The sequence below is a fragment of the Achromobacter sp. NCFB-sbj8-Ac1-l genome (assembly GCF_052695805.1).
Window position 1 is genome coordinate 1,408,748 of the sequence record NZ_CP199812.1, and the last position, 16,416, is coordinate 1,425,163.

16 protein-coding genes are annotated in these 16,416 nt (G+C 66.3%); 12 read left to right on the top strand and 4 right to left on the bottom strand.

The genetic code is table 11. From position 1 onward, the window contains the following. Positions 1 to 90 precede the first annotated feature (90 nt). Entirely contained in the window at positions 91 to 3,186 is a 3,096-nt protein-coding gene (locus tag ACUDP5_RS06500) for an Rne/Rng family ribonuclease (protein WP_263910482.1), read from the bottom strand. A gap of 508 nt (positions 3,187 to 3,694) precedes the next feature. On the opposite strand from ACUDP5_RS06500, the gene ACUDP5_RS06505 reads away from it, so the two are divergent. The 4 genes from ACUDP5_RS06505 to msrQ all read left to right on the top strand — a co-directional run bounded on the left by ACUDP5_RS06505 (position 3,695) and on the right by msrQ (position 7,139). Further along, a complete protein-coding gene (locus tag ACUDP5_RS06505; protein ID WP_263910483.1) occupies positions 3,695 to 4,660 on the top strand; it encodes an RluA family pseudouridine synthase in 966 nt (321 codons plus the stop codon). Between the two features lies 1 nt (position 4,661). Continuing rightward, positions 4,662 to 5,327, top strand: coding sequence for an HAD family hydrolase (locus ACUDP5_RS06510; RefSeq protein ID WP_263910484.1), 666 nt, complete (start codon positions 4,662 to 4,664; stop codon positions 5,325 to 5,327). A gap of 200 nt (positions 5,328 to 5,527) precedes the next feature. Further along, positions 5,528 to 6,490, top strand: coding sequence for a protein-methionine-sulfoxide reductase catalytic subunit MsrP (gene msrP / locus ACUDP5_RS06515; protein WP_263910485.1), 963 nt, complete (start codon positions 5,528 to 5,530; stop codon positions 6,488 to 6,490). Positions 6,491 to 6,497: 7 nt separating this feature from the next. Continuing rightward, positions 6,498 to 7,139 carry a protein-methionine-sulfoxide reductase heme-binding subunit MsrQ gene (gene msrQ, locus ACUDP5_RS06520; RefSeq protein ID WP_263910486.1) on the top strand — a complete coding sequence of 214 codons (642 nt, stop codon included), beginning with the start codon at positions 6,498 to 6,500 and terminating at the stop codon, positions 7,137 to 7,139. A 53-nt stretch (positions 7,140 to 7,192) separates the two neighbouring features. Here msrQ and ACUDP5_RS06525 read toward each other — a convergent pair whose 3' ends face one another. Genes ACUDP5_RS06525 through ACUDP5_RS06535 form a run of 3 tightly spaced genes read right to left on the bottom strand, consistent with a single transcriptional unit; the run spans position 7,193 to position 9,289 of the window. Beyond that, the gene (locus tag ACUDP5_RS06525; RefSeq protein WP_263910487.1) at positions 7,193 to 7,978 is read right to left on the bottom strand and encodes an N-acetylmuramoyl-L-alanine amidase; all 786 of its coding nucleotides are present in this window, start codon (positions 7,976 to 7,978) and stop codon (positions 7,193 to 7,195) included. A gap of 1 nt (position 7,979) precedes the next feature. After that, positions 7,980 to 8,690: an SAM-dependent methyltransferase gene (locus ACUDP5_RS06530; RefSeq protein ID WP_263910488.1), complete on the bottom strand. Its 711-nt coding sequence runs from the start codon at positions 8,688 to 8,690 to the stop codon at positions 7,980 to 7,982. Beyond that, positions 8,687 to 9,289 carry a Maf-like protein gene (locus ACUDP5_RS06535; protein ID WP_263910490.1) on the bottom strand — a complete coding sequence of 201 codons (603 nt, stop codon included), beginning with the start codon at positions 9,287 to 9,289 and terminating at the stop codon, positions 8,687 to 8,689. The genes ACUDP5_RS06530 and ACUDP5_RS06535 overlap by 4 nt, the downstream gene beginning before the upstream one ends. A 147-nt stretch (positions 9,290 to 9,436) precedes the next feature. Between ACUDP5_RS06535 and ACUDP5_RS06540 the strand changes: the two genes are divergently transcribed. From ACUDP5_RS06540 to fabF, 8 genes are all read left to right on the top strand, one after another. Then, on the top strand, positions 9,437 to 10,039 hold the full coding sequence (locus ACUDP5_RS06540; RefSeq protein ID WP_263910782.1) for a YceD family protein: 603 nt from the start codon (positions 9,437 to 9,439) through the stop codon (positions 10,037 to 10,039). 52 nt (positions 10,040 to 10,091) lie between these two features. Then, positions 10,092 to 10,274 carry a 50S ribosomal protein L32 gene (gene rpmF, locus ACUDP5_RS06545; protein ID WP_025137127.1) on the top strand — a complete coding sequence of 61 codons (183 nt, stop codon included), beginning with the start codon at positions 10,092 to 10,094 and terminating at the stop codon, positions 10,272 to 10,274. A gap of 59 nt (positions 10,275 to 10,333) precedes the next feature. Continuing rightward, positions 10,334 to 11,401, top strand: coding sequence for a phosphate acyltransferase PlsX (gene plsX, locus ACUDP5_RS06550; protein ID WP_263910492.1), 1,068 nt, complete (start codon positions 10,334 to 10,336; stop codon positions 11,399 to 11,401). Continuing rightward, entirely contained in the window at positions 11,401 to 12,387 is a 987-nt protein-coding gene (locus ACUDP5_RS06555) for a ketoacyl-ACP synthase III (protein WP_263910493.1), read from the top strand. The genes plsX and ACUDP5_RS06555 overlap by 1 nt, the downstream gene beginning before the upstream one ends. A 92-nt stretch (positions 12,388 to 12,479) precedes the next feature. Then, positions 12,480 to 13,415, top strand: coding sequence for an ACP S-malonyltransferase (gene fabD / locus ACUDP5_RS06560; RefSeq protein WP_445658413.1), 936 nt, complete (start codon positions 12,480 to 12,482; stop codon positions 13,413 to 13,415). Positions 13,416 to 13,419: 4 nt separating this feature from the next. Then, the gene (gene fabG / locus ACUDP5_RS06565; RefSeq protein ID WP_263910495.1) at positions 13,420 to 14,172 is read left to right on the top strand and encodes a 3-oxoacyl-ACP reductase FabG; all 753 of its coding nucleotides are present in this window, start codon (positions 13,420 to 13,422) and stop codon (positions 14,170 to 14,172) included. 213 nt (positions 14,173 to 14,385) lie between these two features. Further along, positions 14,386 to 14,625, top strand: coding sequence for an acyl carrier protein (gene acpP, locus ACUDP5_RS06570; RefSeq protein ID WP_005012191.1), 240 nt, complete (start codon positions 14,386 to 14,388; stop codon positions 14,623 to 14,625). Positions 14,626 to 14,814: 189 nt separating this feature from the next. Beyond that, entirely contained in the window at positions 14,815 to 16,044 is a 1,230-nt protein-coding gene (gene fabF, locus ACUDP5_RS06575; RefSeq protein ID WP_263910496.1) for a beta-ketoacyl-ACP synthase II, read from the top strand. Positions 16,045 to 16,416: the final 372 nt, after the last annotated feature.

A 16,416-nucleotide genomic window follows, 5' to 3' on the forward strand; every position in this document is an offset into this window, starting at 1 on the left:
TTTTTTCGGCCCGCCGAATCGGCGCCTGAAAATGCGGCGCATAAAAAAGCCCCCATCGCAAGATGGGGGCTTTTGCTCGCGCGGGGCGGCTTAGTGGCGGGTTTCGACCTGAACCAGCGGTTCGTTCGAGACGGCGGCCACCGGCTTGCGCTCGCGGCCCAGGCGGACCGGCGTGTGCGCGGCAGCGATGCGCACTTGCGTCTGAGCGTGGCGCTCGGGGTCGGTTTCCACCCATTGCAGGCCGGCGGCGTTCACCACGTCGTGCAGGGCCTGGGCCTTGGCGGACGGAGCGGTTGCCGGCACCACGATGGGTTGGGCGCTGACCGGCGCCGCAGGCGTGGCGGCCACAGGGGCAGCCACGGGAGCAGGCGTGGCCACGGCCGGGGCCGGAGCGGCCTCGGGCGCTGCGGTCACAACAGGGGCCGGGGTCACGACCGGTTCCACAATGGGGGCCGGAGCGACGGGCGCTGCCGCTTCGGAAACCTGGCTGGCAGGCTCGACAGCCACGGGCGCCGTCACCACCGGAGCGGTGGTCTGCACGGGCTGCTCGGCCACAGGCTCGGCGACCGGAGCGGCCGGCGTTGCGGCCGGCTCCGCCTGGGCCACCGCCGCGGTTTCAGCCGGGCGGGCTTGAACCGGTTGGGCGTCAGGCTGGGCGTCGGCTTGCACGGCTTGCGTGTACACGGGAGCCGGTTGGGCTTCGGCCTGGGCGGCGACCGGCGCGGGGGCGGCGGTCACTTGGTCGGGCTGTTCGCCAGCGTCGTCGTCCGAACCGTCGTCCAGTTGCTCGTCGCTGCCTGCCACGCCAGATTCTTCTTGGCTGCGGCGGCCACGACGGCTGCGGCGGCGGCGGCGCTTGCGTTCCGGATCGGCACCGGCTTCGGCGCCTTCGGCGGAAACGGGGACGCCATCGGCGGATTGCTCGGCGGCCTCGGCTTGCTCGGCCGACGCGTCGACGGGCGGCTTGGCTTCAGGCAGGGCGGTGGCAACCGTCTGGGCCAGCGCGGCAACCATGCTTTCCTGTTCGCTCATCGGGGCGTCGGACTGGCCTTCTTCGCGGCGGTTGCGGCCACGGCCACGGCGGCGGTTGCGGCCGGCGCCGGCGTCATCCCCGTTGGCGTCCACGGCGACGTCAGGGCGGTTCGATGCTTGCGCGGCCTGCACGGCCTGGTCGCGTTCGGCGCGATCGCCACGCTCGTTGCGATTGTTGCGTTCGCCACGTTCCTGGCGCTCGCCGCGTTCGCCTTCAGGGCGACGGTTGCCACGGATGTGGTGGCGGCCGCCTTCGCTGCCCTCGGCGCCTTCCGTGCGGGCTTCGCCGCGACGGTTGCGGTTGCGGTCGGAGCCATGACGTTCGCCACGGCGTTCCTGGCCATCGTGGCCGCTACGGCCCTTGCCGCCGCGCGACGGCGACGAGGCGCGCTTGGCGCTCGCGTCTTCCTGGGCGGCAGGCGCCGTCTTGGCGGGTTCGGCGTTGCCGGTCAGCCAGCCGACCAGGCGCTTGAACAGGCCGCCGAGGCCGGCCGGCTGTGCTTGGGCTGCCACGGGGGCGGGCGCCGGCGCGGGCGTGGACACGGGGGCGGGCTGCGACGGCGTGATGCCCTTGACCAGCGCTTCGGGGCGAGCCTTGATTTCGCTTTCGCGCGGCTGCCAGGGGGCGTCGGTGGCCGGGGCTTCGACCAGCTCGAAGCTGGTCTTCACTTCTTCCAGGCGCGGGTCATCGTGGCGCAGGCGCTCGATGTGGTGATGCGGGGTCTCGAGATGCTTGTTGGGGATCAGCATCAGGTTGACCTTCAGGCGGGCTTCCATCTTGGTGATGTCGGCGCGCTTTTCGTTCAGCAGGTAGGTCGCCACGTCGACCGGCACCTGGGCGTGGACCGCCGCGGTGTTTTCCTTCATGGCTTCTTCCTGCAGCAGGCGCAGGACGTGCAGCGCGCTGGACTCGGCGTCGCGGATCACGCCGGTGCCGTTGCAGCGCGGGCAGGTGATGTGCGAGCCTTCGTTCAGGGCCGGACGCAGGCGCTGGCGCGACAGTTCCATCAGGCCGAAGCGCGAGATCTTGCCCATCTGGACGCGGGCGCGGTCGAAATGGAGGGCATCACGCAGGCGCTGTTCGACGGCGCGCTGGTTCTTGCTGTCTTCCATGTCGATGAAGTCGATGACGATCAGGCCGCCCAGGTCGCGCAAGCGCAACTGGCGGGCCACTTCGTCGGCGGCTTCCGAGTTGGTCCGCAGGGCGGTTTCCTCGATGTCGGCGCCGCGGGTGGAGCGGGCCGAGTTGACGTCCACGGACACCAGCGCTTCGGTGTGGTCGATGACGATGGCGCCGCCCGAGGGCAGCGTGACCGTGCGCGAGTAGGCCGTTTCGATCTGGTGTTCGATCTGGAAGCGCGAGAACAGCGGGATATCGTCGCGGTAGCGCTTGACGCGCTGGACGTTGTCCGGCATCACGACGCTCATGAACGCGGTCGCCTGGTCGGCGATTTCGTCCGTGTCGATCAGGATTTCGCCGATTTCGGGCGAGAAGTAATCGCGGATGGCCCGGATGACCAGGCTGGATTCCAGGTAGATCAGGATGGGTGCGGAATTGTCGCGCGCGGCGCCGTCGATGGCCGTCCAGAGTTGCAACAGGTAGGACAAGTCCCACTGGAGCTCTTCGACGTTGCGGCCGATACCGGCGGTGCGGGCAATGATGCTCATGCCCTGGGGCAGCTCGAGCTGCTCCATCGTGTCGCGCAGTTCCTGGCGGTCTTCGCCCTCGACGCGGCGCGAAACGCCACCGCCACGGGGGTTGTTGGGCATCAGGACCAGATAGCGGCCGGCCAGCGAGATGAACGTGGTCAGGGCTGCGCCCTTGTTGCCGCGTTCTTCTTTTTCGACCTGGACGATCAGTTCCTGGCCTTCGCGCAGGGCATCCTGGATGCGGGCGGTGCGGACGTCGACGCCTTCCTTGAAGAAGCTGCGGGCCACTTCCTTGAAGGGAAGAAAGCCGTGGCGGTCTTCGCCGTAGTTGACGAAGCACGCTTCAAGGCCGGGTTCGATCCGGGTGATGACACCTTTGTAGATGTTGCCTTTGCGTTGTTCGCGGCCGGCAGTCTCGATGTCGAGGTCGATGAGTTTTTGCCCATCGACGATAGCGACGCGTAATTCTTCCTGGTGCGTCGCATTGAACAGCATGCGCTTCATGAGAGGGTTTCTCCGTTGTCATGACGCGCCGATATCGGCGCGTGACCTCGGGCCACTCGGGCTGCGGCTGAAGCGGGCAAGAAGATGCGGACCGTACCTGGGCGGCGCCCAGGCGTATCCGCCGCGGGTCAGGCGGGCACGTCGTGCCGTGGGGCACGGGGTTCTTTCAGCAGGAGGGTCAGCTTCACTGAATGTGGTTTGACGGAAATGTGCTGTGAACGGCAGTTGCGGTCGGATTGGTTGCCTACACGCAGCTGGTGCTTTAAATATGCGACGATTCTTGCGGTGCTTCAAGCCGCTTGCGGCATGCAACGGACCTGCTGGGACAGCGGGCAAAATGAATGCCACACCACTATCCGGCAGGGCGCGGTTGCGCCGGCGACCAAATGACCCAGGGGTTGAATGAGCAGGCAGTACAATGGCGGCCCACGCGCTCGACGGAGTTGCGTACTTGAGTTGCATCTCTACGCCAGCGGCTGATTCAGCCCCTTAAGGCTGTCCCGATTATATGTCGCTTTCCGCAATGCGCAAAGAAACTTCCTCCCCTATGGCACCCCCTTCCGTCCGCATGGTGGAGGTCGGTGCCGAGCATGCCGGCCAGCGCCTGGACAATTACCTGATGCGCCTGTGCAAGGGCGTCCCCAAAACCCACATCTACAAGGCCATCCGTGGCGGCGAAGTGCGGGTAAACAAGGGACGCATCTCGGCCGACTACCGCGTGGCGGAGGGCGACATGGTCCGCATCCCGCCGCTGCGGCTGCCGGATCCCGGTACGCCCAAACCGGTGCCGGCCGCGGAATTTCCCGTGGTGTTCGAAGATGACGCGATGCTGGTGGTGGACAAGCCCGCCGGCGTGGCCGTCCACGGGGGCAGCGGCGTGTCGTTCGGCGTCATCGAGCAACTGCGCGCCGCGCGCCCCGAGGCCAAATTCCTGGAACTGGTGCACCGGCTCGACCGCGAGACTTCCGGCCTGCTCATGGTGGCCAAGAAGCGCAGTGCGCTGCTGGCCTTGCATGCCATGCTGCGCGAAGGGCGCAGCGACAAGCACTACTTTGCACTGGTCGAGGGCGACTGGGTCAATGACCGCCAGCACATCAAGCTGGGGCTGTCCAAATGGACCACCCAGTCGGGTGAGCGTCGGGTCAAGGTCGATCCTGACGGCCAGTCGGCCCACACCATCATCACCCTGAAACAGCGCTTCGGCCGCTACAGCCTGGTCGACGCCGAGCTGCGAACCGGCCGCACCCACCAGATCCGGGTGCATCTGGCCGCCAGCGGCTTCCCTATCGTGGGTGACGACAAGTACGGCCATGACGAGGTGCGCGCCGAATTCTCGCGCATGGGCTTTGGTCGGATGTTCCTGCATGCCCATCAATTGACCCTGGCCCACCCCCTGACGGGCGAACCGATGACGCTCACGGCCGAATTGCCGCCCGCGTGCCGGAAAATACTGAAACAACTGGAGTCGGTCTGATATGTCGTATTCGCTGGTCGTTTTTGACTGGGACGGAACCCTGATGGATTCCACGCACAGCATCGTGGCCGCCATCCAGGGCGCCTGCCGCGACCTGGAGCTGCCCGTGCCGTCGGCGTCGGATGCCAGCTGGGTCATTGGTCTGTCCCTGGAAAGCGCATTGCGCCGCGCCGTGCCCGAGCTGACCCAGGCGATGCTGCCGCGCTTTCTCGAGCGCTATCGCACCCATTACCTGCTGCGTGACCCTGAGCTGCGCTTGTTCGACGGCATTCCTGAACTGCTGACCGAACTGGCCGGGCGGAACGTGCGTCTGGCCGTGGCGACGGGCAAGAGCCGGGTCGGCCTGACCCGCGCCCTGGCCGCGACCGGCCTGGGCCCGATGTTCGATGCCACCCGTACCGCTGACGAAACCTTCAGCAAGCCGCACCCCGGCATGCTGCATGAGCTGATGCAGGAACTGGACGTCGACCCGACTCGGGTCGTGATGGTGGGCGATACCTCGCATGACCTGCAGATGGCGATCAACGCCGGTGTGCACGGGCTGGGGGTGACCTATGGCGCCCATACCCTGAAAGAACTTGAGGGTTGCTCGCCGCAGGCCGTGCTGGAAAGCGTGCCCCGGGTGCGCGAATGGCTGCTCAGCCGGACCCTGGCGGCCGCTGCCTGACGCGGCCTTGCCGCTGAACCGGGGCTTGCCGCGTGCCGGAAGGCGGGCGGGCTGCCCATCTGGCTGGGAACGCCTTTGTCGGGTCCAGGTCTATTCCAGATGCCCGCCGGCAGCGCCGGCGGAATATCATGGGGCCGCGCAACGTCCATGGTTTGCGCGCGGAACGGCAGCGGCCCGTGCCGGCCCCCCAGGAGACCCCGATGCTGATACGCAAGCCCGATGACATCCTTCCGTCCGACATTACTCCCGAGACGGTGTGGCGCTCGCGCCGCGAACTGATCCTGCGCGCAGGCGTGGCTGCGGCCGGGTTGGGCCTGCCTGGGTGGGCGACCCGCAGCGCGTTCGCGCAGGATGCCGGGGCGTTGCCCGGTCAGGCCAATGCCGCGTTCAGCGTCATGGACAAGCAGACGTCGCTGGCGGATGTGACGTCGTACAACAACTACTACGAATTCGGGGTGGACAAGGGCGAGCCCGCCGCCAATGCCGGCAAGCTGCAGACCCGTCCCTGGACCGTCAGCGTCGAGGGTGAGGTCGGCAAGCCGCGCACGTTCGGCATCGAAGAGCTGCTCAAGCTGGCGCCGATGGAAGAGCGTGTCTACCGGTTGCGCTGCGTCGAGGGTTGGTCGATGGTGATCCCTTGGGTCGGCTATTCGCTGTCGGCGCTGCTCAAGCAGGTCGAACCCACCGGCAACGCGAAGTACGTCGAATTTGTCACCGCGGTGCAGCGCGAGAATATGCCGGGCGTGCGCGCCGCGATCCTGGATTGGCCTTATGTCGAGGGGCTGCGCATCGACGAGGCCATGAACCCGCTGGCGATGCTGGTATTCGGCGTCTACGGCAAGGTGCTGCCCAACCAGAACGGTGCGCCCGTGCGCCTGGCGGTGCCCTGGAAATACGGCTTCAAGTCGGGCAAGTCGCTGGTCAAGATCCGCCTGGTGGAAAAACAGCCGGTGTCGTCGTGGATCAAGGCCGCGCCGCAGGAATACGGTTTCTACGCCAACGTGAATCCCACGGTGCCCCATCCGCGCTGGAGCCAGGCAACCGAGCGCCGCATCGGCGAAGACGGCCTGTTCTCGCCTAAGCGCAAGACCTTGATGTTCAACGGCTATGCCGATCAGGTCGCCTCGCTCTACCAGGGCATGGACCTGAAGGCCAACTACTGATCCGCCCATGACCGACGTGAGCCGCACGGCAGCCGCCCGCAAGCCGCAGTGGTCGGCCCGGGCCGTGGGGCGGTTCAAGCCCTTCCTGTTCCTGTTGGGGCTGGCGCCATTTCTCCGTTGGATCTGGCTGGGGTTCAACAACGGCCTGACCGCCAATCCGGTGGAGTTCCTGACCCGATCGTCGGGCACCTGGACGCTGGTCTGCCTGCTCGTCACGCTGGCCATCACGCCCTTGCGCCGCTTGAGCGGCCAGCCGGCGCTGGTGCGCCTGCGCCGCATGTGCGGACTGTTCGCATTTTTCTATGGGGCCATGCACTTCATGGCCTGGGTCTGGTGGGACCGCGGCTTCGATCCGGCGGCCATGCTGCAGGACATTGGCGAGCGCCCATTCATCACCGTGGGGTTTGCTGCCTTCGTGCTGCTGACGGCGCTGGCGGCCACCTCTACCCAGTGGGCCATGCGCAGGCTGGGCAAGCGCTGGCAGCAATTGCACCGCGCCGTGTATCTCATCGGGCTGCTGGCGGTGCTGCACTACTGGTGGCACAAGGCCGGCAAGAACGACCTGGCCCAGCCCGTCTTGTATGCTGCCGTGCTGGCGCTGTTGCTGGGATGGCGGTTGGCGGCGTGGTGGCGCCGCCGCCGCGCCTAGGGCCTGTCCTCGACGTCGATGGCCCCTGCGGCCGCTGCGCCGGCCGGGCAGGGCTACAGCATCGCCAGCATGATTGCCGCGGTTTCGGCATCCGGCTGGCCGTCGTGCACGGCGGGGCGATAGTGCATCTGGAAGGCGGCCAATACGTTGATCGTGGCGCGGTCCAGCGTGCCGTTCTGCGGGCAGGCGTAGCCCAGCCGTTGCAACTGCTGCTGGAACCAGGCGACGTCGGGCGTGCCCTGGGCCTGCAGCCGCGCCAGGTGCGATGCGGCGCCGGCTTCGTCGTACCAGCGGCCTATGCCGGCCGCGGCCAGTTGCTTCCAGGGGAACAGCGGGCCGGGGTCGACCTTGCGCTGGGGCGCGATGTCGCTATGGCCCACCACGTTCTGGGGCAGGATGCCGTTGCGCTGGATCACGTCCCGCAACAGAAGGGTCAGGGCGCGGAGCTGCTTGTCGTCATAGGCGTGCCACTGCCGCTTGCCGTCCTCGCCCTCGGTCCAGCCCGGGTTGACGATCTCGATGCCGACCGACGTGCTGTTCATGGCATTCAGGCCATACCACGCGCTTTCGCCGGCATGCCAGGCGGCACGCGTCTCGTCGACCAGGCGGTAGGTGCGTCCCGACGTGTTGATCAGGTAGTGGGCGCTGACCTGGCCCTGCGACAGGAGTCGCATGGACCGGGCGTCGTCGGCCGAGGTGTAGTGCACCACGACGAAGCGCACCCGGCTGCTCTGGCCGACCGCGGTGACGGAGGTGTCCAGGTTCAAGCCGGCGGGGCCGCGATGGGCGCAGCCGGCCAGGGCCGCGGCGGCCAGAAAGACTGCCAGGAACCGCATCATGTCAGCGCGCCAGGTACAGGAACAGGGTGGGCATCTTGTCCAGCTGCGGGGCGGGCTGTTTTTTCCAATCGGCGATGGTGCGGGTCGCGATCCATTCGTCGGCGGTGGTCAGCGCGCGGGCGATGCACAGCTTGGTATCGCCTTTCAGGCTGGCCAGGAGCGTCGCGAACATGGCGGCGTTGCGGTAGGGGGTTTCGATCAGCAACTGGGTCTGGTTATGCTTGGCGGAATGCTGTTCCCAGGCCTTGAGCTGCTTGGCGCGTTCGGCGGCGTCCACCGGGGCGTAGCCATGGAAGGCAAAACGCTGGCCGTCCAGTCCGCTGGCCATCAGGCCCAGCAGGAGGGAGGAGGGGCCGACCCAGGGCTTGACGGTCACGCCCAGCCGATGGGCGGCGTCCACGACCTTGGCGCCGGGGTCCGCGACCGCGGGGCAGCCGGCTTCGGACACCAGGCCGATGTCGGCGCCCTGGCGCACGGGCTCCAGCCAGGCCTTGATCTGGGCCGCGTCGGTTTTGTCGCTCAGCGTGTGGATGGTGATTTCCTGCAGCGGCCGGGTGGTGCCGATCTGCTTGAGGAAAGCGCGTGCCGTCTTGGCGTTTTCGGCGATGTAGGTGTCCAGCTGGCCGGCCAGGGCTCGCGCGTCGGCGGGCAGCCAGCTTTCGGGAGCGGCCTCGCCCAGGCCGACGGGAATCAGGTGCAGCGAACCACTCATGCGGGCGCTCCCGGGGCGTGCAGTGGGTCCAGGCCGAACTGGCCCAGCATGCGGGTCAGGGCGATCAGGGGCAGCCCGATGATGGCGGTGGGGTCATCGCTCTGGATGCTCTCCATCAGGGCGATGCCCAGGCTTTCCGCCTTGGCGCTGCCTGCGGTATCGTAGGGTTCTTCGGCGCGCAGGTAGGCGTCGATGGCGTGATCGGACAATTGCCGGAAACGGCACCGCGTCACGATGTCGGCTTTTTCCACCCGCTGGCCGTCCGTGACGGCCAAGGCGCTGTGAAATTCCACGATCTGCCCCGAAAGTGCGCGTAACTGGGCCTGGGCGCGCGAAAAATCCCCCGGCTTGCCGATGGGCTGGCCGTCTACCGTGGCTACCTGGTCCGATCCGATGACGAGGCTGCCCGGGTGCGTGGCCGCCACCGCCATGGCCTTGGCGACCGACAGGCGCAAGGCCAGCGCCTCGGGTGTTTCGCCCGGCTGTGGCGTTTCGTCCACATCGGGCGAAATGGCGGTAAAGGGCAGGCGCAGGCGAGTGAGCAGCTCTTTGCGATAGCGCGAGCTGGAAGCGAGGATCAGACCAGGTTGTTGGGGCATGCGGTATTTGACGCTGATACGTAAGTCACAGTATTATCTAACGTTTTGCGGCATTTTTGCAGTGCAACAGTACTGAAACCGTACTTCGTTGCATGCGAGCCTGCCTGCCAATGCACAGGAGGATGTACAGAATCCTGTGCGAAAGGACTGATCATCAAGCCCATCGACGCATTCGCATTCGCCCATCAGGGCAGGGAAGCGCAAGGCACCATACCTCTTGTGCGGTTGGCGCGCGCGGTTGACGGGCTACCCGAACAACCGCTGGGTGATGCCGGGCTGGTGACGTGGTCCGCGCGCGGCGAGATGGGCAAGACGGGGCTGGTGCTAGGCCAGCCGCTCTTGCGCATCCGTGTGCAGGCGAATCCGGTCGTGGTGTGCCAGCGGTGCAATGCGCCGTTCGCCTACCCGGTCGACAGCGAAGTCCTGCTGCAGCTGGTCAAGTCTGAAGACGATCTCGACGACGGCATTGCCGGGGGCGATCACGCCGCCGGCCTCGACGACGAGAGCGACGAAGACGAAGAAGTGGAAGGTAAAGGTTTTGTGTCCAACCAGCCTGAAAAGGTGGTGGGTTCGCATCATTTCGATTTGCTGGCCCAGATCGAAGATGAGCTCATTCTGAGCGTTCCGTATGTGCCCAAGCATGATGTATGCCCGGGCGCGCAGGCCAAAGACAACGAAGCTTCCCAAGAGCCCGTTGTCAAGCGTCCGTCGCCGTTTGCGGTGCTGGAACAACTGAAGCACAAAGATTGAGATCAACATCGGGCCGCATCGCGTACAATGCGCCCCGTTTCTAGGAGTCATCATGGCTGTTCAACAAAACAAGAAGTCCCCGTCCAAGCGCGGTATGCACCGCTCGCACGATTTTCTGGTGAATCCGTCGACGGCTATCGAACCCAACACGGGCGAGACCCATCTGCGTCACCACATCAGCCCCAACGGCTTCTACCGTGGCCGCAAGGTCCTGAAGACCAAGGCCGACGAATAAGGCCCCCGGGCCGAACTCGTACTCGGACCATTTCGGCTGAGCGCTGATACCTGGCACCCGTGATACGCATCGCCATAGACTGTATGGGCGGAGACTTCGGTCTGCCCGTCACGATTCCGGCTGCGATCGAGTTCGCCCGGCAATTTCCGGATACCCGGCTGTTGCTGGTCGGGCTTCCCGACGCTATCGAAGCGGCGCTCTCCGAGCACCGCGACGTGGCGCGCGATCGCCTTGAGATCGTGGCGGCTTCCGAAGTCGTCACCATGGACGACCCGGTCGAGGTCGCCCTGCGCCGCAAAAAAGATTCCTCCATGCGCCTGGCTGCCCAGTCCGTCAAGGATGGGCGTGCCGACGCCTGCGTTTCCGCGGGCAATACCGGCGCCTGGATGGCCATTTCACGCTACGTGCTCAAGACGCTGGACGGCATCGACCGCCCTGCGATCGCCACGTCCATTCCGAACCAGACGGGCCGCGCCACCACGGTGCTGGACCTGGGCGCGAATGTGGACTGCTCGGCCGAGCACCTTCTGCAATTCGCCATCATGGGCGCCGCGCTGTCGCAGGCGGTCGACCATCGCGAGAACCCCACCGTGGGCTTGCTCAACATCGGCGAAGAAGTCATCAAGGGCAACGAGGTCGTCAAGGAGGCCGCCGAGCTTCTGCGCGCCAGTCCCCTGAACTTCTACGGCAACGTGGAAGGCAATGACATTTTCAAGGGCACGGTCGACGTGGTCGTCTGCGACGGTTTCGTCGGCAACGTCGTGCTCAAGTCCGTCGAAGGCCTGGCCAAGATGTTGTCCAGCGTCATTCGCGAAGAGTTCAAACGCAACCTGGTCACGCTGCTGATCGGCGCGCTGGCCAAGCCGGTGCTCAACCGCCTGCGCAACCGTGTCGACAACCGCCGCTACAACGGCGCGGCGCTGCTGGGCCTGCGCGGCGTGGTCATCAAGAGCCATGGCTCTGCCGACGCCTACGCCTTCGGCTTCGCGCTGCAGCGTGCGCGCGAAGCCGTGGTGAGTAAACTGCTTGAGCGCACCGCTCAGACGGTCGCACAGATCAACCAGCGCGTGCAGTCAGGTTCGAGCGCTTCCGCGCTGGAATCGGGCGTGGCTGGGGACACCGCTTGATGGATACCGCAATGAAATATTCCGTGATCGCGGGCACCGGCAGCTTCCTGCCGGAACGCGTGGTTTCGAATGACGCCCTGGCGGCGGAACTGGCGACGCGCGATATCGCCACGTCCGACGAATGGATCGTCGAGCGCACGGGCATCCGCCAGCGCCATTTGGCCGAGCGCGGTGTCACGACCAGCCAACTGGCCACCGAGGCCTCGCGCCGCGCGCTGGCCGATGCCGGTGTGGATGCGTCCGAAGTCGACCTGATCGTGCTGGCCACGTCCACGCCGGATTTCGTGTTTCCCAGCACTGCCTGCCTGGTGCAGGCGAACCTGGGCGCCAAGGGCTCCGCAGCCTTCGACGTGCAGGCCGTGTGCAGCGGCTTCGTCTACGCCCTGACCACCGCCGACAGCTTCATCCGCGCGGGCCGTGCGCGTTGCGCGCTGGTGATCGGCGCCGAAGTGTTCTCGCGCATCCTCGACTGGAACGACCGCAGCACCTGCGTGCTGTTCGGCGATGGCGCGGGCGCCGTGGTGCTCAAGGCCTCCGACAAGCCCGGCATCCTGGCCGCACAGCTGCATGCCGACGGCAGCCAGATGAAGATCCTCAGCGCCGCGGGCAACGTCGCCTATGGCGATGTCACGGGCGACCCGTTCCTGCGCATGGACGGCCAGGCGGTGTTCAAGCAGGCCGTCACCGTGCTGGACCGATCGGCGCGCGACACGTGCGCCGAAGCCGGTGTCGAGCTGGCCGACGTCGATTGGCTGATCCCGCACCAGGCCAACGTCCGCATCCTGAATTTCCTGGCGCGCAAGCTTGCCGTGCCGGTCGAAAAGGTTGTCATCACCGTCGACAGCCACGCCAATACCTCCGCGGCCAGCGTGCCGCTGGCCTTGGATGCCGCGCGCCGCGATGGCCGCGTCAAGCCGGGCCAGCTCATCCTGATGCAAGGCGTAGGCGGCGGATTCACCTGGGGTTCCGTACTGGCCCGCATGTAAGGGCGAGTCCGGCTCGGGCGCGGCCTGCCGCGTCCGCCCGGATGACGCGCCCGACATTCCCACAGACTCTGAATCAATCCATACGGTCGAACATGAAAATCGCTTTTGTCTTTCCTGGCCAGGGTTCCCAGTCGGTCGGCATGCTGGACGCCTGGTCCGATGTCGCCGCGGCGACCGATGTCGTGGCACGCGCCTCGCAGGCGCTCGGCCAGGACCTGGGCGCGCTGATCGCGCAGGGCCCCGCCGAACAGCTCAACCTCACCACCAACACCCAGCCGGCCATGTTGACCGCCAGCGTCGCGTTCTTCGCCGCCTGGCGCGCCGCAGGCGGCCGCATGCCCGACGTCGTGGCCGGCCACAGCCTGGGTGAATATGCCGCGCTGACGGCCGCCGGTTCGCTGGCCCTTGAAGACGCCGTGCGCCTGGTGCGTGTGCGCGCCGACGCCATGCAGGCCGCCGTGCCGGTCGGCACCGGCGCCATGGCCGCCATCCTGGGCCTGGACGACGACGCCGTGCGCGCTGCCTGTGCCGCCGCTGCTCAAGGCGAAGTGGTCGAAGCCGTCAACTTCAATGCCCCCGCCCAAGTCGTGATCGCGGGCCACAAGGCCGCCGTCGAACGCGCCTGCGAACTGGCCAAGGCCGCCGGCGCCAAGCGCGCGCTGCTCTTGCCGGTATCCGCGCCGTTCCACTCCAGCCTGCTCAAGCCTGCCGCCGACGTGCTGGCCGGCGCCCTGGCGGGCGTGACGGTGTCTGCACCCCAGGTGCCCGTCATCAACAACGTCGATGTCGCCTCGCCGGTCGAGCCCGGGGCAATCCGGGATGCGCTGGTCCGCCAGGCATGGCATCCTGTGCGCTGGGTGGAAACGCTGCGCGCCATGAAGGCCCAGGGCGTGACCCACGTCATCGAATGCGGTCCCGGCAAGGTACTGGCCGGCTTGACCAAGCGCATCGATCCCGAGCTTACCGGCCTGGCCATCACGGATCCGGCTTCGCTTGAAGCTGCGTTGGCCGCGGTTAACGGAAATTAAGAGCATGGAAAACACCTCGATCGAACTGCAGGGCAAGATCGCCCTGGTCACGGGCGCCACGCGCGGCATCGGCCGCGCCATCGCCCAGGAACTGGCCGCGCGCGGCGCAACCGTCGTCGGCACGGCCACGTCCGAGTCTGGCGCGGCCGCCATCACCGAAGCCCTGGCGCCGTTCGGCGGCCGCGGCGTGGTGCTGGACGTGACCAACGCCGAAGCGTGCGACGCTCTGATCGAAGCCCTGGGCAAAGAGGGCGGTGGCCCCCATATCCTCGTCAATAATGCAGGCATCACCCGCGATACGCTGGCAATGCGCATGAAAGACGACGACTGGTCGGCCGTCATCGACACCAACCTGGCGTCGGTGTTCCGCCTGTCGCGCGCCGTGCTGCGCAACATGATGAAGGCCCGTTGGGGACGTATCATCAACGTCACGTCGGTGGTGGGTTCCAGTGGCAACCCGGGCCAGGCCAACTACGCCGCGGCGAAAGCGGGCGTGGCCGGCATGTCGCGTGCCCTGGCGCGTGAACTGGGCAGCCGCAACATCACCGTCAATTGCGTGGCCCCGGGCTTCATCGATACCGACATGACGCGCGCCCTGGGCGAAAGCCAGACCGCCGCGCTGCTGCAGCAGATTCCGCTGGGCCGTCTGGGTTCGCCCGCGGACATCGCCCATGCGGTGGCCTTTTTGTCCGGACCGCAGGCGGGTTACATTACCGGCACCACCCTGCACGTCAACGGCGGGATGTACATGCAATAAGTCACGAAGCGCGCGGGCGGCCCAGGCCGCCGCGCCATTGCCGGGCAACTGGCAGGGCAACGCGCGGTTCAACCGGAAACGCCGCACACCGGTATTGCTGCGCCCTCGGGGCGACAGTTCGAAGTGCGCGGTGTTATTTTTGTCACGGCCTGGCGTTTGCAGTACTCTGCGCTTGGCTATAATTCGCGGGATTTTTCCCATTTGGAGATCTGCATGGAAAGCATCGAACAGCGCGTCAAGAAGATCGTCGCTGAACAACTTGGCGTGAACGAAGCCGAGATCAAGAACGAATCCTCCTTCCTTGACGACCTCGGTGCCGATTCGCTCGACATGGTCGAACTGGTCATGGCGCTCGAAGACGAATTCGAGACCGAGATCCCCGACGAAGAGGCCGAAAAGATCACGACCGTGCAACAAGCGATTGATTACATCAATTCGAACGGTAAGCAGTAAGCTCAGCCTATATCCTTCTGGTTGCCCGAAATCCGATTTCGGGGCCAACCGGGAATCGGGGCGGTTTCAGGAATTTGCCGTGTGGTCCACGCGCGGGACGGGGGTTAAAGCCCGACCCGCTTTTGCGTGTTCCGCACGTGCAGCGCATCCCGAAAACCGCCTTTCTTTTGTCTGTTTGAGGAGTCATCCGTGAAGCGACGAGTCGTCATCACTGGCCTTGGTATCGTTTCGCCCGTTGGCAACGACCTGACCACCGCTTGGGACAATATCGTCAACGGACGTTCTGGCATCAGCCGCATCACCCGTTTCGATCCCTCGGCCATCACCACGCACATCGCTGGCGAAGTCAAAGACTTCGACATCAGCACCTATATCTCGGCCAAAGAAGCCCGCCAGATGGATACCTTCATCCATTACGGCCTGGCTGCCGGGATGCAGGCGTGGCGCGACAGCGGCCTGGAAGTCACCGAAGCCAATGCCGAGCGCATTGGCGTGATCGTCGGTTCGGGCATCGGCGGCCTGCCGCGCATCGAAGAAACCCAGGTCGAATACATGGCCAAGGGTCCGCGGCGCATTTCGCCGTTCTTCGTGCCGGGTTCGCTGATCAACCTGATCTCCGGCCACCTGTCCATCGCCTATGGCATGAAGGGTCCCAGCTACGCCGTCGTGTCGGCCTGCACCACGGGCCTGCACTGTATCGGTGATGCGGCCCGCTTGATCGAGTACGGCGATGCCGACGTCATGGTGGCCGGTGGCGCCGAGTCGACCGTGTCGCCGCTGGGCATCGGCGGTTTTGCCGCCATGCGTGCGCTGTCGACCCGCAACGATGATCCTCAAACGGCTTCGCGTCCCTGGGACCGCGACCGCGATGGTTTCGTGCTGGGCGAAGGCGCCGGCGTGCTGGTGCTGGAAGAATACGAACACGCCAAGAAGCGCGGCGCGCGCATCTATGGCGAGTTCGCCGGCTACGGCATGAGCTCCGACGCGCACCACATCACGGCCCCCGACAAGGACGGCCCGCGCCGCGGCGTCATCAACGCGCTGCGCAACGGCGGCCTGAACCTGGACGACATCCAGTACGTCAACGCGCACGGCACGTCCACGCCCCTGGGCGACAAGAACGAGACCGACGCGCTGAAGCTGGCTTTCGGCGACCACGCCAAGAAGCTGGTGGTGAACTCGACCAAGTCCATGACCGGCCACCTGCTGGGTGCGGCCGGCGGCATCGAAGCCGTGTTCACGACCCTGGCGGTCTACAACCAGGTCTCGCCTCCGACCATCAACATCTTCAATCAGGATCCGGAATGCGATCTGGATTACTGCGCCAACGAAGCGCGGCAGATGAAGATCGACGTGGGTCTGTCCAACTCGTTCGGCTTCGGCGGCACCAACGGCTCGATGGCCGTTCGCCGGGTCTGATTTGGAAGGCCCGGGCCAGGGGCGCTGGACGTTTCGCGTGCCTGTCTTGCGGCCGCGCGGCGTTGCGGCGCTTCCGGCCCTGGGCCTGGCCGCGGCCGCGGCCAGCCTCCTGACGGCGGGCGCCTGGCTTGGCCCGGCCTGGCTGGGCGCCGCCGCTCTGGTGACGCTGCTGCTGGCGGCCGGGCTGTTACACTCGGACCGTAGTGGCCTGTCCCCGGTATCGGCGTTGCGTACGGCGGCCGGGTCTGGCCGCTGGCAGGTGCGCCTGCCAGGCGGCTGGCAGGACGCGGCGCTGGTGGACCAGCATTGCGGGCCGGCATGGCTTACGCTCACCCTGCAGCCTTTGCCCTCCGGGAGTATGGCCTTTAACAA